The sequence below is a fragment of the Streptomyces sp. BHT-5-2 genome, assembly GCF_019774615.1.
Classification (GTDB): domain Bacteria; phylum Actinomycetota; class Actinomycetes; order Streptomycetales; family Streptomycetaceae; genus Streptomyces.
On record NZ_CP081496.1, the window covers coordinates 6,238,119 to 6,262,377 of the forward strand.

21 protein-coding genes and 1 tRNA gene are annotated in these 24,259 nt (G+C 71.8%); 8 read left to right on the plus strand and 14 right to left on the minus strand.

What is annotated here, in order from left to right:
• Positions 1-29: 29 nt before the first annotated feature.
• The 3 genes from K2224_RS27620 to K2224_RS27630 form a co-directional block, all read right to left on the minus strand.
• Complete coding sequence (locus K2224_RS27620) at positions 30-530, minus strand: VOC family protein (RefSeq protein ID WP_221909285.1); 501 nt, start codon at positions 528-530, stop codon at positions 30-32.
• A 316-nt stretch (positions 531-846) separates the two neighbouring features.
• The gene (locus K2224_RS27625) at positions 847-1,782 is read right to left on the minus strand and encodes a restriction endonuclease (RefSeq protein WP_221909286.1); all 936 of its coding nucleotides are present in this window, start codon (positions 1,780-1,782) and stop codon (positions 847-849) included.
• A gap of 398 nt (positions 1,783-2,180) precedes the next feature.
• Positions 2,181-2,255 (minus strand) — tRNA-Val (locus K2224_RS27630).
• 196 nt (positions 2,256-2,451) lie between these two features.
• Between K2224_RS27630 and K2224_RS27635 the strand changes: the two genes are divergently transcribed.
• From K2224_RS27635 to K2224_RS27660, 6 genes are all read left to right on the plus strand, one after another.
• Positions 2,452-3,852 (plus strand): hypothetical protein, encoded by a 1,401-nt coding sequence (locus K2224_RS27635; protein ID WP_399019890.1) that lies wholly within the window; start codon positions 2,452-2,454, stop codon positions 3,850-3,852.
• Positions 3,853-4,237: 385 nt separating this feature from the next.
• Positions 4,238-5,056, plus strand: a complete 819-nt coding sequence (locus tag K2224_RS41755) for a DUF4383 domain-containing protein (protein ID WP_398202434.1) — start codon at positions 4,238-4,240, stop codon at positions 5,054-5,056.
• Between the two features lie 193 nt (positions 5,057-5,249).
• Positions 5,250-5,963: a FadR/GntR family transcriptional regulator gene (locus K2224_RS27645; protein WP_260693385.1), complete on the plus strand. Its 714-nt coding sequence runs from the start codon at positions 5,250-5,252 to the stop codon at positions 5,961-5,963.
• A 217-nt stretch (positions 5,964-6,180) separates the two neighbouring features.
• Entirely contained in the window at positions 6,181-7,329 is a 1,149-nt protein-coding gene (dgoD, locus tag K2224_RS27650) for a galactonate dehydratase (protein WP_221909963.1), read from the plus strand.
• Positions 7,323-8,324, plus strand: a complete 1,002-nt coding sequence (locus K2224_RS27655; RefSeq protein ID WP_221909287.1) for a sugar kinase — start codon at positions 7,323-7,325, stop codon at positions 8,322-8,324. The genes dgoD and K2224_RS27655 overlap by 7 nt, the downstream gene beginning before the upstream one ends.
• 73 nt (positions 8,325-8,397) lie before the next feature.
• Entirely contained in the window at positions 8,398-8,610 is a 213-nt protein-coding gene (locus K2224_RS27660) for a zinc ribbon domain-containing protein (RefSeq protein WP_018539697.1), read from the plus strand.
• A 49-nt stretch (positions 8,611-8,659) separates the two neighbouring features.
• On the opposite strand, the gene K2224_RS27665 is transcribed toward K2224_RS27660, so the two are convergent.
• From K2224_RS27665 to K2224_RS27680, 4 genes are all read right to left on the minus strand, one after another.
• Positions 8,660-9,319, minus strand: a complete 660-nt coding sequence (locus K2224_RS27665) for an O-methyltransferase (RefSeq protein WP_221909288.1) — start codon at positions 9,317-9,319, stop codon at positions 8,660-8,662.
• A gap of 49 nt (positions 9,320-9,368) precedes the next feature.
• Entirely contained in the window at positions 9,369-10,199 is an 831-nt protein-coding gene (locus K2224_RS27670; RefSeq protein WP_221909289.1) for an HAD family hydrolase, read from the minus strand.
• Positions 10,196-12,670 carry a phosphoribosyltransferase gene (locus K2224_RS27675; protein ID WP_221909964.1) on the minus strand — a complete coding sequence of 825 codons (2,475 nt, stop codon included), beginning with the start codon at positions 12,668-12,670 and terminating at the stop codon, positions 10,196-10,198. The genes K2224_RS27670 and K2224_RS27675 overlap by 4 nt, the downstream gene beginning before the upstream one ends.
• A gap of 141 nt (positions 12,671-12,811) precedes the next feature.
• Complete coding sequence (locus tag K2224_RS27680; RefSeq protein ID WP_221909290.1) at positions 12,812-13,984, minus strand: HpcH/HpaI aldolase/citrate lyase family protein; 1,173 nt, start codon at positions 13,982-13,984, stop codon at positions 12,812-12,814.
• Positions 13,985-14,191: 207 nt separating this feature from the next.
• Between K2224_RS27680 and K2224_RS27685 the strand changes: the two genes are divergently transcribed.
• A complete protein-coding gene (locus K2224_RS27685) occupies positions 14,192-15,292 on the plus strand; it encodes a TerD family protein (protein WP_221909291.1) in 1,101 nt (366 codons plus the stop codon).
• A gap of 79 nt (positions 15,293-15,371) precedes the next feature.
• Here the strand turns inward: K2224_RS27685 and K2224_RS27690 are convergent, their stop codons facing one another.
• From K2224_RS27690 to K2224_RS27715, 6 genes are all read right to left on the minus strand, one after another.
• Positions 15,372-16,109 (minus strand): Tellurium resistance, encoded by a 738-nt coding sequence (locus K2224_RS27690; RefSeq protein ID WP_221909292.1) that lies wholly within the window; start codon positions 16,107-16,109, stop codon positions 15,372-15,374.
• 101 nt (positions 16,110-16,210) lie between these two features.
• Positions 16,211-17,350 carry a DUF475 domain-containing protein gene (locus K2224_RS27695; protein WP_221909293.1) on the minus strand — a complete coding sequence of 380 codons (1,140 nt, stop codon included), beginning with the start codon at positions 17,348-17,350 and terminating at the stop codon, positions 16,211-16,213.
• Positions 17,351-17,796: 446 nt separating this feature from the next.
• Positions 17,797-18,372, minus strand: coding sequence for a TerD family protein (locus K2224_RS27700; RefSeq protein WP_221909294.1), 576 nt, complete (start codon positions 18,370-18,372; stop codon positions 17,797-17,799).
• 113 nt (positions 18,373-18,485) lie between these two features.
• Entirely contained in the window at positions 18,486-19,061 is a 576-nt protein-coding gene (locus K2224_RS27705; protein WP_221909295.1) for a TerD family protein, read from the minus strand.
• Positions 19,062-19,235: 174 nt separating this feature from the next.
• Positions 19,236-19,694: a peroxiredoxin gene (locus tag K2224_RS27710; protein WP_221909296.1), complete on the minus strand. Its 459-nt coding sequence runs from the start codon at positions 19,692-19,694 to the stop codon at positions 19,236-19,238.
• A 130-nt stretch (positions 19,695-19,824) separates the two neighbouring features.
• Entirely contained in the window at positions 19,825-20,247 is a 423-nt protein-coding gene (locus K2224_RS27715) for a DUF3052 domain-containing protein (protein ID WP_039636896.1), read from the minus strand.
• A gap of 517 nt (positions 20,248-20,764) precedes the next feature.
• Between K2224_RS27715 and aceE the strand changes: the two genes are divergently transcribed.
• Positions 20,765-23,512, plus strand: a complete 2,748-nt coding sequence (aceE, locus tag K2224_RS27720; RefSeq protein ID WP_221909297.1) for a pyruvate dehydrogenase (acetyl-transferring), homodimeric type — start codon at positions 20,765-20,767, stop codon at positions 23,510-23,512.
• Between the two features lie 98 nt (positions 23,513-23,610).
• Here aceE and K2224_RS27725 read toward each other — a convergent pair whose 3' ends face one another.
• A complete protein-coding gene (locus tag K2224_RS27725) occupies positions 23,611-24,051 on the minus strand; it encodes a peptidase inhibitor family I36 protein (protein WP_221909298.1) in 441 nt (146 codons plus the stop codon).
• Between the last annotated feature and the right edge of the window lie 208 nt (positions 24,052-24,259).

Below are 24,259 nucleotides of genomic sequence, written 5' to 3' on the forward strand. Positions count from 1 at the left end.
TGACGTTGAGACGCCCGCCGCCCGACTCCTCAGGTGGCCGATCCGGCCGCCGCGCCCGTCAACAGATCCGGGCCCCAGCGCTCCATCGCCGCCGCCAGATCGAGCGGCCGAAGCCGGTCCGCCACATCCGGTCCCGGCCAGTCCTCCCGCGGCACCCGCCACATCACCTCGAACTCGTTGCCGTCCGGGTCCCGGGCGTAGAGCGACTTGGAGACCAGGTGATCGCTGGTGCCCACCAGCGCATCCCGCTCCCGCAACTGCGCCGCGATCGCCGCCAGATCGCCCAGCGTCCCGACCTCCCAGGCCAGGTGGTACAGCCCGATCCGGCCGCGCTCCGGCCCGGGCGCGTCCGGCCCCACCGCGAACAGCCCCAGATCGTGGTCGTTGTGCGAACCGGGCGCGCTCAGGAAGGCCGCCCGCCCCGGAATCTCCACGTCGACCGTGAACCCCAGCACCTCGGTGTAGAACGCCACCGACCGCGCCACCTCACGGATGTACAGCACCGCATGATTGAGCCGCCGAACAGACATCAACCCTCCATCTCCCATCGCGCCGGCCACCACCCACCGCCGACGAACCACCCATCAATTTACTTGAACATTCAAGTCTCCCTCAAGCCTACCCGCCCCCCACCACACACCAAACCCCCCAAATCGCCCTTACTCGCCCGCTTCCAGCCACCCGCGACGCAAGCCGGAGGGTCTGTCCCGCCTCGCGACCGCCCCTCCGGACCGCCGCAGCCCCATACACCCAAGGCCGCCTTACTTCATTTCGTTTTCCGGTGACCCAAAACACAGAAAAGACGCAGACAGCAGAGAATCGAGGGAGTGCGGAGCATTGACCCGACTATGGGAGAACATTCGGATCGGAGCATATATAGCCGCTACCCTCTGGCCATATGGCTACCCCTCCTTGGCTTTCCGTGAGCGCCAAGAGATCGGCGCGCGGCTTCGAAGGAAGCAATATGGCGCGCGTCGAGTGATCGACGAAGCGCCCGTAGTCCGCCAGCTGCCCTATCGCCATCCGAACGTTCTCCCGCGTCACGCTCCCCTTCGCCTCGATGAGCAGCGCAAGCCCCCCGCAATAGAGGTCGGTGAACAATGGCCGGGACTCCCCCGGAGGAAAGACCCGATGACGGTGCGACTCGAACCCCTTGCTGGTCAGCCAGTCCGCAAACCCCCGCACGAGACGACCTTCCGCGCGCTCGGCTACATACGCTTCACGGTTCGGGTTAACGAAAGTCCGCTCCGTCTCACTCCGTTCGATCGGGAGTTTGTCGACTTTATTGGGCCCACTGTCCAACAAGCGTCCTAGCCGAGTGGCTGGGCTCTGCGGACTGGCATCCACTGGCTTCAGCCGGAAAACGATGACCTTGCGGAGGGGGCCACCGTTCGTCTCTGGGGCATCCGCCTCGCACCAAGGCTCTTCCTGGTCTATAACGAATTCGCCGCGGTAGGTGACCGTACCCCTCGCACCCTGGAAAACCCGGAGCGCACGCCCTTCTTCCCGATGATTGACTATGGCTGCATTGCCGGAGACCATCTTTTGGTCCCCCTTCTGCCCCTCGCCGCTGTAGTGGAAGCGGCCGTCCGGCATCCAGTCGTCGTAGTACCCGTGCTTCTCGCCGGCCACGGGGTCCGTGAAGATGAAGACGTTGGGCGTCTTGGCGGACGGCCCGATGCCCCCCTGAGTCCGCCCACCAAACCTGGCGTGCAGCGCCTTACGCTGGATCGTTTCCCCAGGATTGAGGTCCCAACTCGCCGAAGCCTCAGTGCTCACCACGTAACTCTCCCCACTCGTCCGCTTGTTAGCGGATCGCAAGATCCCATGGCGCCGGTCGCCACGCAATCAGCTATCCAGCGTCGACGCCCGTCCGCTCGGTCAACTGGAGCTCCTCGCAGGGGACTCACACCCCGTGGCTTCGATTTGCACGATCAGCGAGGACCTTCACCCCCCTTCCAATCACAGTTCGCATGCAACTGATGCCGGGCCGTAGTTGACCATCGGTTGCTCGCAGGCTTACGTGGTGGTTCAGGAGGAATTCGAGAGGCAGGCTGGGGAGCCAGCCCGCGCGTATGGCCTTGGCCGTGGCCACGGGAAGGCCATCTCGGACGGAAAGCATGACAAAGGCCCAGGTTCCCGGTGGGGGTTGCCTGGGCCTTTTGGTGGGGTGGTTCGGGTGGTGGGCACAACAGGATTCGAACCTGTGACATCTGCTTTGTAAGAGCAGCGCTCTACCGCTGAGCTATGCGCCCTGGCCGAGCCGACAGACTACCTTGCCCTGGGGCCAGGACTGCAAACCCGGGCCGAGCGGCGGAACGGCGCGGTGTGGGCGTGCGGGCGGGCGGTTCGGGGTGGTGGGTGGGGACGAGAACTCACCGGCCGGGATGTTCGTTCGGGTGGGTGGGAGAATGTCAGCCGGTCCTGGGGCGATCCGATCGGGAGAGGGATGTGACGGCGACACACATGCAGTCCGGGCGAGGGAACCGCCGTCGCGCCCGCGGGAGCCGGCTCGGCCGGGCGGCGCGGGAGGCCGTGGGGCTGGCCCTGCTGCCGTTGCCGCTGCTGGTGGCGGTGGCTCCGATGGCGTTCGCCGGGGGCGGCACCCGGCGGTGGTTCGGGCGCGGGGAGAGCCAGCGGGCCGATGCGCAGGCCGCGAAGGACGCCGCGGCGGCGGCGTTCTACGACCTCGACACCGCCCACCGCGACCTGCGGATCTCGGTGGAGACGATCACCGCGGTCGACGACTCCCCGCGGGCCCGGCAGGCCGTGGCGGAGTACGAGAGCTTCGGCCGGCGGATCGACCAGGTCAGCCAGGGGTACATCACCGCGGTCGACTCCCATGATCTTGACCGGGACGACATCGACGGCGCCGCGCTCGCCCGGGCGCGCGCCGATCTGACCCGGGCCCGGGAGGAACTGGAGCGGGTTCGCGGCGAGCTGGACTGGTTCGCGCAGAGCCTCGCGCCGCTGCTGCAGAACGCCGAGACCCAGCTGGCCCGGGTGGCCCCGGCCGTGGAGCAGGCCCGGCAGGCGCTGCTGGGGGCGAGCAACGCACTGGACGCGGTCCGGGAACAGGGCCTGCGGGCGGACGATCTCGCGGCGCGGCTGGCGGCGCTCGGCCCGGAGCTGACCAAGCTGAACCAAGGGGCCGCACAGCACGGCGTACCGGAGACCATCCGGCGTGCGGAGGAGGCGCAGCGGCGGGCCGGGGCGATCCGGTCGGAGGCCGAGCGGCTGCCGGCGACCGCCGCGGAGATCGACAAGCGGCTGGTGTCGCTGCGGACCCGCGCGGACGCGATCACCACCCGCGCGCAGCAGGTCGCCCCGGTCCTCAGTGAGCTGCGGCGGCGGTACAGCGCGGCGTGCTGGCAGGACCTCCAGAAGGTGCCCGAGCAGGCGGTGGCCTCCGTCGAGCAGGCCCGGACCGCCCTCCAGGAGGCCGGCCAGGCCCGTACGGAGCAGCGGTGGGCGGACGCGACCAGCCGGCTGGCGACCGCACGGGCGCTGCTCAACACCACCGACGAGGCGGTGTCGGCGGCCGGCGACCGGTTGCGGCGGCTGGACACCGTCGCGGCCGACCGGCAGCAGGAGATCGAGCGGACGCGCTTCGCGGTCCGGGACGCCCAGCGGCTGGCGATGACCGGGCGCAGCACGCCCGACCCGCGGCACGCGGGGCCGCTGGACGAGGCGGTGGCGCGGTTGGACCGCGCGGTCGCGGGCCTGGAGGGGCGCCACCCGGACTGGTGGCACTTCCTGACCGAGACCGAGGCGGTGCGGGAGACGGCGGCCCGGGTGGTGCAGGAGATCCGCGACGAGCGGGGCGGGACGATGCCGGGCGGCGGCCGCTGAACGCATGGGGGACGCTGCGGGCAGGTCGGTCGATGAGGGCATGGGCAGCCGCTGAGCGCATGGGGAGCCGCTTGAAGCACGGGGGCGGTTGAGCCGCCGGCGTCGGAGAGCCTCCGGCCGCTGAGGGGCGTCGGGTTCCGAGGCGTCCGGTGCCACATTGACCCATTGCCCCGTCGACCCGTTGGCTCATCGGCCCAGTGGTCCGTTGGTCCGTTGGCCCATGCCGGGGGCCTTCTCGCTTGTCGTCTCCCCTTCTCCGGGGTTTCCGCATGGGTGGGCCCTTCGTTCGCGATGGCACGAAAGCCCCGTGTGTCGGATGCTGGAGACCTGGACCGGGCCGCCTACGGCCGGCCCAGGCGGTTCGACTGCGCGAAGGAGGCCGGACATGGCTGCCACCGGTGCACCTGGCCAGATGCTGCACAGGCCCACCAACCCCCTCCGCCGGTTCAAGCGGCGGCGCGCCCAGATCAACGAGCACCTGCCCGTGGACCACCGGCTGAACCAGGTCTACCGCATCGGTGCGGGCCTGATGGGGCTGGTGCTGGTCGCGTTCGGCATCCTCGGCCTGACCCACAACATCGGGTTCTTCGACACCGGCGGTGCGACCGTGGCCGGACTGAGCACCAACGGTTCGCTCAGCGTGATCTCGATCGTCGTCGGGGCGGTGCTCTTCGCCGGGATGGTGGTCGGCGGGAACTTCGCCTCCACCCTCAACATCGTGCTCGGCGCGCTCTTCCTGCTGAGCGGGTTCGTGAACCTGGGGCTGCTGCAGACCGACGCCAACTTCCTCGCCTTCAAGATCCAGAACGTGCTCTTCAGCTTCGTGGTGGGGCTGTTGCTGCTGGTGTTCGGGATGTACGGGCGGGTCAGCGGCGGGCTGTCGCACGACAACCCGTACTGGCGCGCCAGGCATCCGGAGGAGGCCGAACGCTTCGCCAGCGGGGATCTGCACCCGGTGTCCGGGATGACGGCCGGCCGGCAGTCGGCGCGGCGGCGGATGCAGGGCTCCTGGCACGGCGGGCTCGGCTCGCTCGGCCCGGGCACCAGTCGCACCGGCCCGCACCCCCGGCACACCGCCCGTGTGGAGACCTCTCTGCGCGGGGCGGCCCGTCCGGACTCGGAGGCCCGCGCGGCAGGCACCGAGCCCGGGAAGGGGACCCGCCCCGGCGGAGCACCCCCGGCCGGCAGCTCCGAGGAACTGTGAGGAGCGGGCGGGGAGAGAGAAAGATGCCCGGTGCGCCCTGACGGTGACGGGGCGCGGTCGGCCGGCAGCCGTGCAGCGCGCGGCGGCGTACGACGGCTGCCACAACGGGCGTGCCGGCACGCGGAGTTGCGCGGAGTGGTGGATTCCGGGAGTGGCGGGCCGGCGGGCGCGTGACACCGGGAGCACCGGGCAGGTGGGAGCGACCATGGGGCAGTTGGGGAATCCCGCCTCGCATGCGGGAAACGGTCCGCACGGCACGGCCGTCGAGGCGCTCGCCAAACGGATCTTCGAGGGCGGCTATGGCGAGGGGGACGTCCTCGCCCTGCCGGAGCTGATGGCGGAGCTGGGCGTGAGCCAGACCGTGCTGCGCGAGGCGGTGAAGGTGCTGACCGGCAAGGGCCTGCTCGCCACCCGCCAGAACCACGGCACGTACGTCCGGCCCCGGGAGGAGTGGAACCTCCTCGACTCCGACGTGCTGCGCTGGAAGCTCGCGGCCGGTGCCTCGTCCGACTTCTTCGCCGACATGCTCGAACTCCGCCGGTCCATCGAGCCCGCGGCCTCCGCGCTGGCCGCCGAGCGCCGTACCGACGACGACCTCGAAGCGCTCAACGCCGCGCTGACCGCGATGTCCGCGACCGAGGACGACCCCGTGCTGCTGGTCCGTGCCGACGCCTCCTTCCACACCGCGATGCTGCTCGCCTCCAACAACCGCTTCTACGCGCAGATGCACCGGGTGATCGTGCCCGTGATCATCCAGCGCGGCCGGGAGGTGTACGCCTCCGGGGCCTTCGAGCATCCGCACACCGTGCACGCGGCGGTGGCCGAGGCCGTGCGCGACCGGGACCTGGACGGGGCGTACATGGCGATGCTGGAACTGCTCGACAAGTCGGCGCGCGAGCATCCGTAAGGCCGGGGCGGGAAGCCGTGCCGACACGCGGGCGCCCCTCGGCAGATGAGTACGTCTCCGGATGAGTACGCCTCTCCCGACGAGTACGCGCCTCCGTACGCGTGCGCGCCTCCCGACGAGTGGGCATCTCTCCGTCGGTGAACGCCCGCGGCTCCGCGGGCGGACGCCCCCGACGGACGCCGCGACGGAAGGACGGGCCCGCGCCATGGCCGACTCCATGAAGATCACCCGTGTCGAGACCTTTCTCGCGCCACCGCGCTGGCTGTTCGTCCGGGTGGAGACCGACCAGGGCGTCGTGGGCTGGGGCGAGCCGGTGGTCGAGGGGCGGGCCGAGCCGGTCCGGGCGGCCGTGGCGGTGCTGGCGGAGTATCTCCTCGGGCAGGACCCGGCGCGCATCGAGGACCACTGGCAGGTGCTGACCAAGGGCGGCTTCTACCGGGGCGGCCCGGTGCTTTCCTCCGCCGTCGCCGGCCTGGACCAGGCGCTGTGGGACATCAAGGGGAAGCACTGCGGGCTGCCCGTCCACCAGTTGCTCGGCGGGCCGGTGCGCGAGCGGGTGCGGACCTATGCCTGGGTCGGCGGCGACGAGCCGGCGGAGATCCGGGACGCGCTGACCGCGCAGGTCGCCGCCGGTTTCACCGCGGTCAAGATGAACGGCTGCGGGCGGATGTCCCCGCTGGCGACCCGCGCGGAGGTGCGCGCGTGCCTGCGGCGCGCCGAGACCGCCCGTGAAGTCCTCGGCGACGACCGGGACTTCGCCCTCGACTTCCATGGCCGGGTCTCCCCCTCCAACGCCCGCAGACTGCTGCCCCTGCTGGCGGAACACGCGCCGATGTTCGTCGAGGAGCCCGTCCTCCCCGACCACGTGCACGCGCTGCCCTCCCTCGTCGACGCGTCCGGCATTCCGCTCGCACTGGGTGAACGCCTCTACACCCGCCGTGAATTCCTCGCCCCACTCCAGGCCGGGATCGCGGTGGTGCAGCCCGATGTCTCGCACGCCGGCGGGATCTCCGAACTGCGCCGGATCGCGGCGTTGGCGGAGACCTTCGGGGCCCATCTCGCCCCGCACTGCCCGCTCGGCCCGATCGCCCTCGCCGCCACCCTCCAAGTGGCCTTCACCACCCCGAACTTCCTCATCCAGGAGCAGTCCCTGGGCATCCACTACAACCGGGACGCCGAGCTGCTGGACTACGTCGTCGACCCCGCACCGTTCCGTTTCGACGGCGGCGCGCTGCCGCGCACCGACCGACCGGGCCTCGGGGTGGAGGTGGACGAGGCGGCCCTCCGCGCGGCGGACGCGGCGGGCGGCCACGCCTGGCGGAACCCGGTCTGGCGGTACGAGGACGGCGGCTTCGCCGAATGGTGACGAGCCCCCGCGCACCGCAGGCCGCCCCCGTCCCCGCCTCCCCCGACCTCCTCACCTTCGGCGAGACCATGCTGGCGCTGCGCGGCAGCGGCCCGCTGAAGCTCGGCGGCACGATGCGGGTCTCGGTCGCCGGGGCGGAGAGCAATGTCGCGATCGGCCTGGCGCGGCTCGGCCACCGCGTCCACTGGACCGGCGCGGTCGGCGCGGACGAGGCCGGGGAGCTGGTGCTGCGGACGCTGCGCGCCGAGGGCGTCGAGGTGTCCGGCGCCACCCGCGACCCCGGCGCGCCGACCGGGCTGATCCTCTTCGAGCCGCGGCTGCCGGAGCTGACTCGGGTGCACTACTACCGCGCGGGCTCGGCCGGTTCGCGGCCCGCGGCGGACGCCGTGGAGCGGGTCTTCGCCACGGCGCCGCCGCGCGTGCTGCACCTGACCGGCATCACCCCGGCGCTCGGCCCCACGGCCCGCGCGAGCGCCGGGCACGCCCTCCGCCTGGCCCGCCGGCACGGCACGCAGGTCTGTCTGGACGTCAACTTCCGTGCCCGGCTGTGGTCCCCGGAGGAGGCCGCCGAGGTGCTGCGCGGCTGGCTGCCCTGGGTGGACGTGCTGCTCGCCTCCGAGGACGAGCTGCCGCTGTGCGTGCCCGGGACGGCCGGCGCCCCCGCCGAGGACGCGGCCCGGCGGCTGCTGGACGGCGGCGTGCGCGAGGTGGTGGTCACGTACGGCGCGGACGGCGCGACGGCGTTCACCGGTGACGGCGGCCCGTGCCACCAACCGGCCGTCCCCGTCCAGGCGGTGGACCCGGTGGGCGCCGGCGACGCCTTCGCGGCCGGGTACCTCTCGGCGCTGCTGGACGGCGCGGACGTCGCCGGGCGGCTGGCGCGGGCGGCCACCACCGGCGCGTTCGCGGCCGCCTCCCCGGGAGACTGGGAGGGCGCGCCGACCCGCGCGGAGCTGGGGCTGCTGGGCGCGCCGCCGGGCACCGTCGTGCGGTGAGGGCGGGGTGCGGCGTGGCGGCCGTCCCCAGGGACCTGCCCGCAGCCGTGGCCGCGCCCCGTAATCTGGGCCCATGCCCCGTTACGAATACCGCTGCCGTCCCTGCGGGACCACCTTCGAGCTGAACCGGCCGATGGCCGAGTCGTCCGCCCCGGCCGTCTGCCCCGACGGCCACGAGGACACCGTGAAGCTGCTCTCGACCGTCGCCGTCGGGGGGACCGCGGCGGCCCCGGCGGCCCCGCGCGGCGGGGGCGGCGGCTGCTGCGGTGGCGGCTGCTGCGGCTGACCGGCGGGCCGGATACGCCGGCCGGGAGTGGGCCCGGGCCGGTCCGCCCCTACCGCTTGCGGGCCAGCGTCAGCCCGTCCGCGACGGTGAGCAGCACCGCCTCCGTGCGCGCGTCGGCCAGGACGTGGTCGTTGAACTCCCGGATCGCCAGGGCCGATCCGGTCGCCGCGGGGTCGGTGACCGCGCCGTGGAACAGGACGTTGTCCGCGATCAGCAGGCCGCCGGGCCGCAGCCGCGGCACCAGCTCCTCCCAGTACGCGATGTAGCCGCCCTTGTCGGCGTCGAGATAGGCCAGGTCGAGGTGCGGCTCGGCCGGCATCGCCCGGAGGGTCTCCAGCGCGGGCGCGATCCGCAGCCGGATCCGGTCCGCGACCCCGGCCTTCGCCCAGGCGTCCCGGCCGTACGCGGTCCATTCCTCGGAGACATCACAGGCGGTCAGCATCCCGTCGTCGGGCAGCGCCCGGGCCATGGCCAGGGTGGCGAAGCCGGTGAACGTGCCCACCTCGACCACCTGCCGGGCCCCGGTCAGGTGGACCAGGAACGCCAGCAGCGAGGCCTGCTCCGGCGCCGACAGCATGCCGGCCGCCTCGGGGAACCGCTCGCGGGTCAGGTCCGCGAGGTCCTGCAGTACGGGGTCCAGCGGTGGGTTGTGCGCCAATACGTAGTCGTACAGATCGGGCGTGAGCGGTGGGCTCTTCGGCTCGGTCACGGACTCTCCTCCCAGTCGCGGGCAGCCTATTGCGGGCACCCGCGGGGTGTCACCAGGCACACCCCTGGGCGGTGGCGCCCTCCAGGAACGCGCGGGCGATCACCTCGCCGGCGGCCACGCCCCGTTCGGCGAGGGCGGTGACGTGCGGGGCCCGCCAGCCGGAGTCGGCCAGTTCGCCGTGGCCCGGGCGCCAGGCCCGGTCCGCGGCCAGCAGCAGGTCGGCGTCGAGCAGCGAGTCGCCGGCCGCGAGGATGCCGGGGGCGCCGGTGCGGCGGGCCACCTCGGCCACCGCGGCGCTCTTGGTGAGCGGCCCGGGCACGACGTAGATCTTGCGGCCCTGGAGGGAGACCGTCCAGCCGCGCGGTTCGGCCCAGGCGGCCAGCTCCTCGACCCAGGATTCCGGCAGCAGCGGCCGCTCCACGACGAGATAGGCGAAGAGGTCCTCGGCGGTGCGCGCCGAGCGCAGCCAGGCCGGGTCGGCGGTGCGGTCCAGATGCGCCCGGATCTCGTCGAGCGGCGCGCACCGGGCGGCGATCCGGGCGGCGACGGTGCGCTGCCAGTCCGGGTCGGACTCGCCCCGGACGAGGAGCCGGCCGCCGTTGGCGCAGACCGCGAACTCCGGCGGCGGGCCGGGCAATCGGATGCGCCGGTACTGCTCGCGGGTGCGGGTGGTGGCCGGCACGAAGGTGGTGCGGCGGGCGAGTTCGGTGAGCAGGGCGGCGGCCGTCTCGGTCAGGTAGGAGAGCGGACGGCCCTGGTAGATCTCGACGCAGAGCAGCCGGGGGGCGGTCGCGTCCGGGCCGTCGAGGTGGAGCGCGGCGGCCGAGTAGATCAGGGTGCGGTCGAGGTCGCTGGCGACCAGCGGGGCGGATGCGGTCATCGGGAGGCCACCGCCCGGCCGTCGGCACCGGTGGCGCCGCGGGTGAAGCGGGGGTGGATCAACCCGACGCAGGTGTAGGGGAGTTCGTCGACCTCCTCGACGGGCACGCCGCGCTGCCCGGCCAGCAGGCGGATGTGGTCGAGGTCGCGGCCGGCGCCGCGCCGGGCCAGGACGCGCCAGGGAACCCGGCGCAGCAGGACCCGGGTGGTCTCGCCGACGCCGGGTTTGACGAGGTTGACGTCGTGGATGCCGTACTCCCGGCTGATCCGCTCGACGGCGGCCCAGCCGGCCCAGGTCGGGGTGCGGTCTGCGGCGGCCAGTTCCCGCGCGTCGGCGGCGACCGCGTCGGCCACCTCGGCGAAGTGCGCGGTGACGGTGTCCAGGAACTCCGCCGAGAGGTCGGCGCCGGCCAGTTCGCGGTAGAACTTGGCGCCGTGGAAGTCGTCCGGTCCGACCAGGTCGGCGCGCAGGACGGTGCGCGAGACCAGCCCGGAGACGGTGGAGTTCAGGCAGGCGGACGGGATGAGGAAGTCGTCGCGGGTGCCGTAGGTCTCGACGCAGCCGCCGGGATCGGCGAGCACCGCGATCCGCGGGTCGAAACCGCGGCACCCGGCGGAGTGGGAACGCTCCGTGAAGTCCGCGAGCGCACCGGCGAGTTCGCGGGTGATGGCGCCCTTGCCCGTCCAGCCGTCGACGAAGACCACGTCCGCCGGGTCGTGGTGGGCGGCGAGCCAGCGCAGGGCGGTGGTGTCGATGCCCCGGCCGCGGACGATGGAGACGGCGTAGTGCGGCAGGTCCAGGCTGCGGGTGTGGGCGGCCCAGCGGCGCATCAGGATGCCGACGGGGGTGCCGGCCCGGGCGAGCGAGACCAGGACGGGACGGGGGCCCCGCTCCGCGAGCACGGTCTCGGTGACCGCTCCGACGGCGCGGGCGATGCGGCCGGCGGAGGTGCGCAGCGCGGCGTGGAACAGCTCCTGGTACTCCTGGCTGGGCTGGTACTCGACCGGCAGCGACTCGGCGTAGTGGGCGCCGCCCTGCTGGATCGCCTCCTCGCGCTCCTCGGTGGGCGCCTCCAGGGTGACGCCGGAGAGGTCCTGGAGCAGCCAGCCGACCTCGTCGGGGGCGTAGGAGGAGAAGGCGGGGCCGCGCAGCGGGCCGGGGAGCGCGCCGCGCGGTGCGTGGGCGGGGACGACGGCCAGCAGCAGCCGGTCGGTGTGGTCGGCGAGCCGGTCCAGGAGGCCGCCGGGGGCATGGAGTTCGGGCCGGTCGCCGGCGGAGTCGACGACGGCGACGACGGCGTCGAAGCGGCGGGCCGGGTCGTTGCCGGGGGCGACGTTGTAGGCGTAGCGCTCCCCCGGGCCGTCCGCCGGGCGGTCGTGGGCGGGGAACGTCAGGCGGGTGCGGATGGCGTAGCCGGGGTCGTCGACGGCGAGCACCGGCGAGCGGGTGGTGGTCGAGAAGTGCACGGCCGCGCCGGTCCCGGTGAGGTGCGCGTCCAGGGCCCCGGCCAGCCGCAGCGGGGCGTACATCAGTTCCTCGTTGCCGAGGACGAGGACGCGGCGGGCGGCGCCGAGGCGGGCGGCGATCCGGGCGGCCATGGCGGGCAGGTGCTCCTCCAGGCGCGCGCGGTGGGCGGGGGTGAAGCCGTGCCGTCCGCCGTCGGGCAGGCCGGCGGGCCACCCGAGGTCGACACGGAGCGCCTCGGGGCGCCGGGCCGCGCCGCCTCCGGGGGGCGCGGGCGGCTCCTCGTGCGCGGCGACGAGTTCCCGGCCGCGCTCCAGGACGTCGGCGGGCAGGTGGACGCCGCCGCCGGCCAGCGCCACCACGTCGACCCGGGCGCCCAGTTCGGCGGCGAACTCCGCCAGGCGTTCCTGGTCCGCGGCGGACCGCATGTCCACCAGGGCGACGATGACGTACCGCCGCCGCGGGTGGCGGGCGTGCAGCGCGCGGATGGTGTTCAGCACCGTCCGCCCGGTGGAGAACTCGTCGTCGACGAGGACCAGGGGGCCGTCGCCGGCGAGCAGGGCACCGTCCTCGGGGAGCAGCAGGTGCGAGGTGGCGTGGCTGTGCTCCTCCTCGAAGCCGGCGACGTGCGGCACACCGGGTACCGGCCGGCGGGTGGAGTGCAGATACGGCGCGAGCGCGAGCCCGTCGGCGACCGAGTGCCCCAGGGCGGTGGCGGTCTCGGCGTAACCGAGGACGACGGCGCGGGCGGCTTCGGCGTCGCCGAGCAGGGCGCGCACCCGGCGGCCCAGTCCGGCGCCGGCGCCGTGCACCACGTCGGGACGCTGCGGTATGTGCTTGCCAAGGACGTGGGAGACGAGCAGGTGGGCGCGCCTGGGGTTGCGCCGCAGCGCCAGCCCGAGCAGCTCCGGCAGCTCGTCCCCGCCGCTCAGCGCGACCCCGAGCCGTCGGGCGACCCACTCTCCCGTCCACACCACGTGCCGTGCCTCCTGCGTCGCCGCGTCCATGCCGTCGTCCAAGCCACCGTTCGAGCCGTCGTCCATACCGTCGCTCTTGCCGTCGTTCGTGCGGTCGTTCGTGCCGTCGTTCGTGTCCGCCATGGTCGCCGTCACCGTCGCCCTCGTCGTCTTCCGTGCCCGCCCGGCCGCTCAGGCCGGCCGGACGCTCGCGGTCAGCAGCTCCACGAAGCCGATGTCCGCGCGGGCCACCCCGAACGCCTCCGCGCGCAGCAAGGTGCGCTCGGCCCAGGCGCGGTGCGGCTTCACCTCGTTCATCTTGTTGGTGTACGAGGAGCGCAGCACCCCGCCGTCGCCGCGCTCGGGGCGCAGGATGTCGGTGGCGTCGCTGTATTCCTCGTGGCTGACGACCGACAGGGCGTGCACCGGGGCGACGTGCGAGGGGTGGATGCAGGTCTTGCCGGTCAGGCCGTTGGCGCGGTCCAGTTCGATCTCGCGCAGCAGGCCGTCCATGTCGTGCTCGATCAGGCTGGTGCGCAGCTCCTCGGCCTGGCCCAGGAATGGGCTGCGGCGCAGCTGCGGCTTGAACATCCGCTCGTGCAGCCGGAAGTACTCCCACACCGGTCCGGTGACGGTGAAGCCGGTGCCGTCCGCGCGGCCGAGGACGTTGACGACGTCGGCGATCACGGAGGCGACGATCTGGACGTCGTACGCGGTCATGTCGGGGGCGCGGCGCAGGCCGTAGGCGGAGCAGAAGTCGGTGACGCCGAGGCGCAGGGCGAGCACCCGGTCGCGGTGGTGGTCGACGGTGCGGGCGATGCCCTCCAGGGTCGCGGCGCGGCTCTCCAGATGCAGCAGCTGCGGGGATTCCAGCACCGGCATGGCGAACAGTCGCCGTCCGCAGGCGGATTCGGCGGCGGCCAGCGCTTCCAGGAAGGGTGCGCCGCGCTCCGCGGTGAACTTGGGAAGTACAAATCCGGACAGCCTTCGCACAGCCTCCCCCAGGCGTCCCACCAGGTCCGGTATCTGGGCCGGTTCGCGGACGCGGACGAAGAGCAGCGGAAGGTCCTCGCCGCGGGCGGCGGCCTCGTCGAGCAGGGCGAACTGCCGGACGAGGTTCTCCTCGCCGGCCGCCACGTCCCCGTCGCCTATGGAGTCCTCCAGGCACAGCACCATGGACGTGACGCCGCGGGCGGCCTGCTTGCGGACGTCGGCGGCGAGACGGGAGCGGGTGGCGGGGCTGTAGAGCGTGGCACCGAGGGCGACGGCGAGCATGCGGGCCGGGGAGTCGGCGGTGAACTCCACCGGCTCCTTGTGGAACAGGGTCTTCCGGATGTCTGGCGCAAGATGCCCAAAGTGCCGCATAGAACTCCCCGTATAGAGCGGGACCCGGGCACCCCCGCTGCGTCTCGCTGTCTGGATCCAGCCGGTAATCGTACGTGCGCGGGGGTACCGAAAGTTCCCGTCCGCGGGGAGAATCTCGCCACCCCCGAGCGGCCGCCGGGTGACCGGGAAGCGCCGTGCCCGGCCCCCGCGTTGTGACCGTCACCAGAGGGAAGGCAGGATTGCGGCATGACGCACGCGATGCTGAAAGGGTCGAACGTACCCCTCGACGCCACGGCCGTCCGGGCCGTCCTGCGCTGGACGCCGGGCGCCGGCGTCCCCGACGTCGACGCCTCGGCCCTGCTGGTGGGGCCGGACGGACGCGTGCGCTCCGACGAGGACTTCGTCTTCTACAACCAGCCGCGGCACCCCTGCGGCCTGGTCCGGCACCTGCCCAAGGCCCAGCTGTCCGAGGCGCTGACCGACACCATCGAGGCGGAGCTGACGCCGCTGGACCCGTCGGTGGCGCGGGTGGTGCTCGCCGCCTCCTCGGACGGCGGCCCGTTCGCCGGGGTGACGGATCTGCGGGTGCTGCTGTACGACGCGGCGGCGCCGGACGGCGAGCCGCTGGCGTACTTCGACGTGGTGCCCGAGACCGGCGAGGAGACCGCGCTGATCTGCGGGGAGCTCTACCGGCGCGGCGAGCACTGGAAGTTCCGGGCGCTGGGCCAGGGCTACGAGAGCGGACTGGTCGGCCTGGCCACGGAGTTCGGCATCTCGGTGGAGGAGAACGACGCGACCGCCGGCCGGCCGGCTCCCGCGGCGGGCTCGCCGTCCCCGGAGGCGTCCGCCGCGGAGGCCGGCGGCGAGGGGCCCACCGCGGCCGCGCCGCGTCCCGCCGACGGCACACCGCCCGCCGCCGCACCGGCCCCCGCACCGTCCGGCCCGGTCTCCCCGCCGCCCGGCGCCTGGCCCGAGGAGGCCACCGCGCCGCCCGCCGGCGGCCCGCAGACGGACCCGGACGCGGTCACCCAGCACGTGCCGGACCGGATGCCGGAACCCTTCTCCGCCGCCCCGCTGCCGCCCGCGCCCACCGGCGGCTACGGCTATCCGGCCAACGTCCCGCCCCCGCCGGCCCAGCCCCCGGCCCAGCCGACGTACGGGTACCCGGGGCCGCCCCCGCAGCAGCCCTACCACCCGCCGCAACAGCCGCCCGCCTACGGCTATCCGCAGCAGCCCCCGCCGGTCGCCCCCACGTACGGCTACCCGGTGCCGGCGCAGCCGCAGCCGTTCGTGCCCGACCCGTCGTTCGTCCTGCCGCCCCAGGGGCCGCAGTTCCAGCGCCGCTGACGCCCCCGCGCGAACGGCCGGGGCGCGGGCGGCGCACAGCCGCCCGCGCACCCGGCCGCACCGGTTCCGCGCGGGCCCTTCAGACCTTCGACTTGTACCCCCGGCCCCACTGGAGCCCCCAGCCGTAGAGCCGGTCGAGCTCGGCCTGGAAGCCGTAGACGTACTTCACCTCGCGCCGCACCGACAGGCCGTCCTTGCCGTTCTCCAGCATGAAGACGGCGCAGGAACGGGCCTGCGGTGCCCGCTCGTCCAGCTTGACCTCGACCCGCGGCCCGGTGCTCGGGTAGAGCGTCACCACCGCGTGCGTGCGGTCGAACGCCGGCGTCCCGTCGTAGATGTAGACGAAGATCAGCAGCCGCTTGATCTCGTCGCGATGGTCGAGGTTGACGTACAGCGTCTCGCCCGAGCCGGAGCCGAACCGGTCGTCGCCGCTGAGCTTGACGAACGGCGGGCCGTTGAGATCGCCGAGGAAGTCGCCCAGCGGCTGCACCACGCCCTTGCTGCCGTCCTGGAGTTCGTACAGACAGGCCAGGTCCAGGTCGACGTTGACCACGGCCGGGCCCTGGGCCTGCACGATCTCGGGCCGGAACAGCCGGCTCGGGTTCCGCAGCAGGCTCGCCGAGCGCTGCCCGCCCCGCTCGCCGAAGTCCGAAGTGCGCATCTGCCAGCTCAGATTGACCCGCAGATGTCCGTTGGCCGCCCCCTGCTTCGTCAGCGAGACGACCGGATTCCGCTTCGTCAGCTCGACGACGTACGACGCGCCGCCGCCGTCGAGTTTCGGCGCGTTGCCGCGCCACAGGTTCTCCAGGAACGACACCTTTCCCACCCCATGTTTTCGCCCGTAAACCACCTGCGGGGCGGTCCATGGGTGTGTCCCCGTGGCCGCCCCGCAGAAAGCGTTCCTCAATAAGAGGCCCGTCACACTCCGGACGTCACTTCCGACTGTGCCGACGGCTCCGCGCCCGGCTTGCCCTCGCGCCGGTTGCGCAGCACCGAGGAGCCGAAGGAGAGCGCGATCAGCACGATGCCGACCAGGCCGGTGACGACCTCGTTGATCTCGTAGCGGATCGTGGCGAGCAGGATGACGCCCAGCGCGCCGATGGCGTAGTGCGCACCGTGCTCCAGGTAGACGTAGTCGTCCAGGGTGCCCTTGCGGACCAGGAAGACGGTCAGCGAGCGGATGTACATCGCGCCGATGCCCAGGCCCAGGGCCATCTCGAAGATGTCGTTGGTGATGGCGAACGCGCCGATGACCCCGTCGAAGGAGAACGAGGCGTCGATGACCTCCAGGTAGAGGAACATGAAGAACGCCGCCTTGCCGGCCAGCCCCGCCACGGAGCCCGCCTTGGCGCCCTTCTTCTCCGCCGCGGCCGCCTCGGCGCCGTCCCCGTCCTCGGCCTCGTCGTCCTCCAGGCGGCCCTCGAAGTAGCCGGAGATCCCGCCGACGACGAGATAGGTGATCAGGCCCGCGATACCGGACAGCAGGACCGTGATGGTCTTGTCGCCACCGCCGTGCGCGGCGTGCGGCGCCACCGTCATGGCGCTGACCAGCAGGACGACCAGGGCCACGATGATGGAGAGGGTGTCGAGCTTGCCGATCCGGGCGAGCGGCTTCTCGATCCACGACAGCCACTTGTAGTCGCGGTCCTCGAAGATGAAGTCGAGGAAGATCATCAGCAGGAAGATGCCACCGAAGGCCGCGATGGCCGGGTGCGCGCTGGTGACCAGTTGCTCGTAGTGCGCCTTGTCGTTGACGGCGAGCTGGACCGCCTCGATCGGCCCCATCTTCGCGGTGATCGCGACGATGACGACGGGGAAGACCAGCCGCATGCCGAACACCGCGACGAGGATGCCGACGGTGAGGAAGATCTTCTGCCAGAAGGCGTTCATCTTGCGCAGGATGCCCGCGTTGATGACCGCGTTGTCGAAGGACAGCGAGATCTCCAGGATGGACAGGATCCCGACGATCGCGAGCCCCTGCCACCCCCAGAGGACGCCGGCCAGGCCGAGGCCGAGCACCGTGATGGCGAACGACCAGCCAAAGGTTTTCAGGAGCACTGCCTACCCATTCCCTCGCTGTGTGGGTCCCCCGCGCGCAGTGCGCGGCGCTTTGCTAAACGTTGACCCGAAGTGTAGAGCGCTTCCCCTCCGGCCGGGCCGGTCGGCCCCGGCCCGGCCGGAGAGTCGCAGGTGGGGCCGTCGTCAGCTCCGCCGTCGGGCCCTCTCGAAGATCACGAGGAACGGCGAGACATATCCGGACGCCTCGACGGGCGTGGCCCGGCCGGCCGCGACGAGCGCGACGCCGGCGGCCAACGCCGCGCAGTACATGAGGGCCTGACGCGCCGCGGCCGGCCGGCCGCTCGGACCCGCGTGACCGCCTGGGCATGATGAGCACACTCCCGTCCTTCGAGAGCGGCGGGCCCAGGAAGGCCACCCGCCTCGTCGCCGGCGCAGCGGGTGGCCTTCCGTCTCCTTGCCGCCAACCACACTCTGTGCGTGGCCGTTTACGAAACGTTGACCCCGAAGTCCAGGGCGATGCCCCGCAGACCCGACGCGTACCCCTGACCCACGGCCCGGAACTTCCACTCGCCGTTGCGGCGGTAGACCTCGCCGAAGATCATCGCCGTTTCGCCGGCGGCGTCCTCGCTGAGGTCGTAGCGGGCCAGTTCGCCGCCGTCGGCCTGATCGACGATCCGGATGAAGGCGTTGCTGACCTGGCCGAAGCTCTGGCCGCGCAGATCGGCCTCGTGGATGGAGACCGGGAAGACGATGGCCTCCACCTCCTCGGGCACCTGCGTGAGGTCGACCAGGATGGTCTCGTCGTCGCCCTCTCCCTCACCGGTGAGGTTGTCACCGGTGTGCTCGACGGAACCCTCGGGGCTCTTGAGGTTGTTGTAGAAGACGAAGTACTCGTCCCCCAGCACCCGGCCCGACCGGCACAGCAGCGCGCTGGCGTCGAGGTCGAAGGGTGCTCCCGTGGTGGACCGTGCGTCCCAGCCGAGGCCGACCGTGATCTGGGTGAGATTCGGTGCCGCCTTGGACAGGGAGACATTGCCCCCCTTGGCGAGTGTCACGCCCATGGTGTTCGTTTCCTCCCCGGTATCGGTGCGGGACGCCGCTCGCGCCCCGGAAACGCGCCCGGCGCCGCACTCCCCGGACGGGGCGTACGGCGCCGGACGCGGTCGCCGTGCGGTCAGACGTTGACCCCGAAGTCCTGCGCGATGCCGCGCAGACCCGAGGCGTAGCCCTGGCCGATGGCACGGAACTTCCACTCCGCGCCGTTGCGGTACAGCTCGCCGAAGACCATGGCGGTCTCGGTCGAGGCGTCCTCGCTGAGGTCGTAGCGCGCCAGTTCCTTGCCGTCGGCCTGGTTGACCACGCGGATGTAGGCGTTGCGGACCTGACCGAAGCTCTGCTGACGGGTCTCGGCGTCGTAGATCGACACCGGGAAGACGATCTTGTCGACGTCGGCGGGGACACCGGCGAGGTTCACCTTGATGGCCTCGTCGTCGCCCTCGCCCTCACCGGTGAGGTTGTCGCCGGTGTGCTCCACCGAACCGCACGGGCTCTTGAGGTTGTTGAAGAACACGAAGTTCTGGTCGTTGGCCACCTTGCCCTGGTCGTTCGTCAGCAGGGCGCTGGCGTCCAGGTCGAAGTCCGTACCGGTGGTGGTACGCGCGTCCCAGCCCAGACCGACGAGGACGGCGGTCAGATTGGGGGCTTCCTTCGTCAGCGAGACGTTGCCGCCCTTGCTGAGGCTGACTCCCACGAGTCCTCCCGTAGATTCGAGGGGTACGTCAAGATCTGCGCCCCCATCGTGCATGGCATCGGATCAACGATTTGATCCTAGTGAGCGGTTCCCGCCGAATGCAGATATCGCACACGGATCCCGTCGGATGTCCGATCGGCCACCGCGCACTCCATGACCGGAGGGGCTGCGGGATCAGAGGGCTTCGAGGGCCTTGACGTAGTCGTCGAGGTCACGGGCGTCGGGCAGGCCGTTGACGACCGTCCAGCGCACCACGCCCTCCTTGTCGATGACGAAGGTGCCGCGGACCGCGCAGCCCTTCTCCTCGTCGAAGACGCCGTACGCCCGGGAGACCTCGCCGTGCGGCCAGAAGTCCGACAGCAGCGGGTACTCCAGGCCCTCCTGCTCGGCGAACACCCGCAGCGAGAACGGCGAGTCGTTGGAGACCGCCAGCAGCTGCACGTCGTCGTTGACGAACTTCGGCAGTTCGTCACGGAGGGCGCACAGCTCACCGGTGCACACGCCGGTGAAGGCGAAGGGGTAGAAGAGCACCACGACGTTCTTCTCGCCGCGGAAGTCGGAGAGCTTCACCAGCTCGCCGTGCTGGTTCTTCAGCTCAAAATCCGGAGCCTTGGTGCCGACCTCGATCGCCATGGGACTGGGTCCTTCCGCGTCACTCTCAACTGGACGCGACCACCCTACGCGCCCGCCCCTGAACTGCGCCGAGCCCCTTCCGGATCGGCTCCGGGAGGGGCTCGGCGAGGACGTGAGGTGACGCGGCCGGTCAGCGCTTGGGCGAGATCAGCCGGCTGCCGGTCCAGTCCTTGCCGGCGTTGATGCTCCGGGTCTGGGACAGACCCGAGGTCTGTGCGGCCTCGTTGATGTCGCTCGGCTCGATATAGCCGTCGCGGCCCGTCTTGGGCGTCAGCAGCCAGATCTGGCCGCCTTCGTCGATCAGACCGATGGCGTCCACCAGCGCGTCCGTGAGATCACCGTCGTCGTCTCGGAACCACAGGACGACGACATCGGCGACGTCGTCGTAGTCCTCGTCCTCGAGTTCCTGGCCGATGATGGCCTCGATGCCTTCGCGGAGCTCCTGCTCGACGTCGTCGTCGTAGCCGATCTCCTGGACCACCTGTCCGGGCTCGAACCCCAGCTTGGTGGCAGGGTTGGTCCGCTCCTCCGCGTGGTCCGCGGTCGCGCTCACGGATTGCCTCCTGTCATGTTTCGGAAAGTACTCGGGGACTCCGCGCGTGCGCGGAGCATTGGGCGTAGTCCACACGTGACGGGCGGATCGCGCAAGTACCCGGCGATCGAGACCGCCGAAACGGTGACGATCGACGCGCCTGCCACTGCGGCCCGGCCCCCACCAGGACACCATGAAGTGATACCCACCACAGCATTGTGCCGGGTATATGGGGTACGGGGGAAGGAATGGCCCCCGCGCAGGGTATCGGAGCGTCCCGCCCGTGCCGCCGGGCATGGCACGGCCGCACGCGGACCCCTTTCGAGATGGGCGTATGGTTGCGATTTGGCCGACCACAGGTACCGGCCCTTTCAGCGCCCTCTCTCAGCGGGTGGTTACCCATCGGTAGAGGTGACGTATCCCAGTGGCTCGGTACACGATGGAAGACGGCGCGACACAAGGCACAGACAGCATTCGTCCCCGTGCGCAGCGGCAGCAGCAGGCAGAGCACGACACGAACCGAACACGAAGGAACAGCGTGGCTTCCGGATCCGATCGAAACCCGATCATCATTGGTGGCCTTCCCAGCCAGGTCCCGGACTTCGATCCCGAAGAGACCCAGGAATGGCTCGACTCGCTCGACGCGGCCGTCGACGAGCGGGGCCGGGAACGTGCCCGCTACCTCATGCTCCGCCTGATCGAGCGCGCCCGCGAACGGCGTGTGGCCGTGCCCGAGATGCGCAGCACGGACTACGTCAACACCATCGCGACCAAGGACGAGCCGTTCTTCCCGGGCAACGAGGAGATCGAGCGCAAGGTCCTCAACGCGACCCGGTGGAACGCCGCCGTCATGGTCTCCCGCGCCCAGCGCCCGGGCATCGGCGTCGGCGGCCACATCGCCACCTTCGCCTCCTCCGCCTCGCTGTACGACGTGGGCTTCAACCACTTCTTCCGCGGCAAGGACGAGGGCGACGGCGGCGACCAGGTCTTCTTCCAGGGCCACGCCTCCCCCGGCATCTACGCCCGCGCGTATCTCCTGGACCGGCTCTCCGAGGGCCAGCTGGACGCCTTCCGCCAGGAGAAGTCCAAGGCCCCCGAGGGCCTCTCCAGCTACCCGCACCCGCGGCTGATGCCGGACTTCTGGGAGTTCCCGACCGTCTCGATGGGCCTCGGCCCGCTCGGCGCGATCTACCAGGCGCGGATGAACCGCTACATGGAGGCCCGCGGCATCGCCGACACCTCCAAGTCGCACGTCTGGGCGTTCCTCGGCGACGGCGAGATGGACGAGCCGGAGTCGCTCGGCCAGCTGTCCATCGCCGCGCGCGAGGGTCTGGACAACCTGACCTTCGTCGTGAACTGCAACCTCCAGCGCCTGGACGGCCCGGTCCGCGGCAACGGCAAGATCATGCAGGAGCTGGAGTCGCAGTTCCGCGGCGCCGGCTGGAACGTCATCAAGCTGGTGTGGGACCGCAGCTGGGACCCGCTGCTGGCGCAGGACCGCGACGGCATCCTGGTCAACAAGCTCAACACCACCCCCGACGGGCAGTTCCAGACCTACGCCACCGAGACCGGCGCGTACATCCGCGAGCACTTCTTCGGTGACGACCACCGACTGCGCGCGATGGTCGAGAACATGACCGACGACCAGATCCTGCACCTGGGTCGCGGCGGCCACGACCACCGGAAGATCTTCGCGGCGTACGCGGCGGCCAAGGCCCACAAGGGCCAGCCGACCGTGATCCTGGCCCAGACCGTCAAGGGCTGGACCCTCGGCCCGAACTTCGAGGGCCGCAACGCCACGCACCAGATGAAGAAGCTGACGGTCGAGGACCTCAAGCGCTTCCGCGACCGGCTGCACCTGCCCATCCCGGACAAGGACCTGGAGGACGGCCTTCCGCCGTACTACCACCCGGGCCGCAAGTCCGAGGAGATCCAGTACATGCACGACCGCCGCCACGGACTCGGCGGATACGTGCCGACCCGCGTCGTGCGCGCCAAGCCGCTCGCGCTGCCGGACGACAAGGCGTACGCCACCGCCAAGAAGGGCTCCGGGCAGCAGAAGATCGCCACGACCATGGCGTTCGTCCGCATCCTGAAGGACCTGATGCGGGACAAGGAGATCGGCAAGCGCTTCGTGCCGATCGCGCCGGACGAGTACCGCACCTTCGGTATGGACGCGTTCTTCCCGTCGGCCAAGATCTACAACCCGCTCGGGCAGAGCTACGAGTCGGTGGACCGCGAACTGCTGCTGGCCTACAAGGAGTCGCCGACCGGCCAGATGCTGCACGACGGCATCACCGAGGCCGGCTGCACCGCGTCGCTGATCGCGGCGGGCTCGGCGTACGCGACCCACGGCGAGCCGCTGATCCCGGTCTACGTCTTCTACTCGATGTTCGGTTTCCAGCGGACCGGCGACCAGTTCTGGCAGATGGCCGACCAGCTCTCGCGCGGCTTCGTGCTCGGTGCGACCGCCGGCCGGACCACGCTGACCGGTGAGGGCCTGCAGCACGCCGACGGGCACTCCCAGCTGCTGGCCTCGACCAACCCGGCCTGTGTCGCCTACGACCCGGCCTACGGCTACGAGATCGCGCACATCGTCAAGGACGGTCTGCGGCGGATGTACGGCGAGACCGCCGACGGCAAGCCGGGCGAGGACGTCTTCTACTACCTCACCGTCTACAACGAGCCGATCCAGCACCCCGCGGAGCCGGCGGACGTCGACGTCGAGGGCATCCTCAAGGGTCTGCACCGGATCTCGTCCGGCGAGAAGGGCGAGCACCGGGCCCGGATCCTCGCCTCGGGCGTCGCGGTGCCGTGGGCCGTCGAGGCCCAGCGGATCCTCGCGGACGAGTGGAACGTCAAGGCCGACGTCTGGTCGGCGACCTCCTGGAACGAGCTGCGCCGCGAGGCGGTGGAGGTCGAGGAGCACAACCTGCTCCACCCGGAGGAGGAGCAGCGCGTCCCGTACGTGACGCAGAAGCTGCAGGGCGCCGAGGGCCCGACGGTCGCGGTCTCGGACTGGATGCGGTCCGTCCCGGACCAGATCGCGCGCTGGGTGCCGGGCACCTACCAGTCGCTGGGCGCCGACGGCTTCGGCTTCGCGGACACCCGCGGCGCCGCCCGCCGCTTCTTCCACATCGACGCCCAGTCGATCGTGCTCGCCGTCCTCACCGAGCTGGCCAAGGAGGGCAAGGTCGACCGCTCGCTGCTCAAGCAGGCCATCGATCGCTACCAGCTCCTGGACGTGGCGGCCGCCGACGCGGGTGAGGCCGGCGGCGACGCCTGACCTCTCCGCGGCCGTCCGCCGCACCGTCTCCCCCGCGCCCCCCGACCGGCGAAGCCCGCCGGTCGGGGGGCGCGGTGCGTCCGCCGCGGGCCGTCCGCTCAGCGCTCCCACAGCTTGAACGCCCTTACCTGGTAAGGGGATCGGGGCACCCAGCTGCCGCCGCCCGGGTAGGTGTCGAACTCGCCGGTCTCGGCGCAGACGGCGCTCTGGTAGGTGGTGACCGGTCGGCCGGTGCGGTTGGCGAGCGAGGCGACGGTCGTTCCCTTGGGGACGGTCACACAGCTTTCGAGGTCGGTGCCGGACAGCTCGTAGGTCTGCCGCCGGCCGCCGAAGTCCGCTTGCGGCCAGAGGCACAGCTGACCGGTCGAGCAGTCGCCGGAAGCGGCCGGGGCGCGGCCGCCGGTGGCCGCGCGGGCGGCCGGGGCGCCCAGGGCGGACGGTGTGGCCAACGCCGCGGCCAGGGCGGCGAGTCCGGTGGCCAGCGCGGCCCCTCGGAAGGTGCGGGAGGTGCCGGTCGGGTGGCTGGTGCGGATACGCATAGGAGTCTCTCCCCCGTGTCGTGGCCGTGGCGGGCCGCGCGGTGGGCGCGGGCCTCGGCGGTGATGTCCGCGGCGGGCGGGTGCCCGCGGCGGGTTCGGGTTCGAGCGTGCGGCGGAGCGGGCGCCTCCGCCAAGCCCGGGGCGGCTGCTCCACCCGGATCGGGGATGGGGACGAATCCGCAGGTCGTGAGCCGGTGGCGGGTACGCG

Coding starts and splice junctions, on each gene's coding strand:
- K2224_RS27620 (WP_221909285.1), bottom strand. CDS start 530: ATGTCTGTTCGGCGGCTCAATCATGCGGTGCTGTACATCCGTGAGGTG.
- K2224_RS41755 (WP_398202434.1), top strand. CDS start 4,238: ATGGCTGCCACCGGTGCACCTGGCCAGATGCTGCACAGGCCCACCAAC.
- dgoD (WP_221909963.1), top strand. CDS start 6,181: ATGAAGATCACCCGTGTCGAGACCTTTCTCGCGCCACCGCGCTGGCTG.
- K2224_RS27655 (WP_221909287.1), top strand. CDS start 7,323: ATGGTGACGAGCCCCCGCGCACCGCAGGCCGCCCCCGTCCCCGCCTCC.
- K2224_RS27660 (WP_018539697.1), top strand. CDS start 8,398: ATGCCCCGTTACGAATACCGCTGCCGTCCCTGCGGGACCACCTTCGAG.
- K2224_RS27670 (WP_221909289.1), bottom strand. CDS start 10,199: ATGACCGCATCCGCCCCGCTGGTCGCCAGCGACCTCGACCGCACCCTG.
- K2224_RS27675 (WP_221909964.1), bottom strand. CDS start 12,670: ATGGACGCGGCGACGCAGGAGGCACGGCACGTGGTGTGGACGGGAGAG.
- K2224_RS27680 (WP_221909290.1), bottom strand. CDS start 13,984: ATGCGGCACTTTGGGCATCTTGCGCCAGACATCCGGAAGACCCTGTTC.
- K2224_RS27685 (WP_221909291.1), top strand. CDS start 14,192: ATGACGCACGCGATGCTGAAAGGGTCGAACGTACCCCTCGACGCCACG.
- K2224_RS27700 (WP_221909294.1), bottom strand. CDS start 18,372: ATGGGCGTGACACTCGCCAAGGGGGGCAATGTCTCCCTGTCCAAGGCG.
- K2224_RS27710 (WP_221909296.1), bottom strand. CDS start 19,694: ATGGCGATCGAGGTCGGCACCAAGGCTCCGGATTTTGAGCTGAAGAAC.
- K2224_RS27725 (WP_221909298.1), bottom strand. CDS start 24,051: ATGCGTATCCGCACCAGCCACCCGACCGGCACCTCCCGCACCTTCCGA.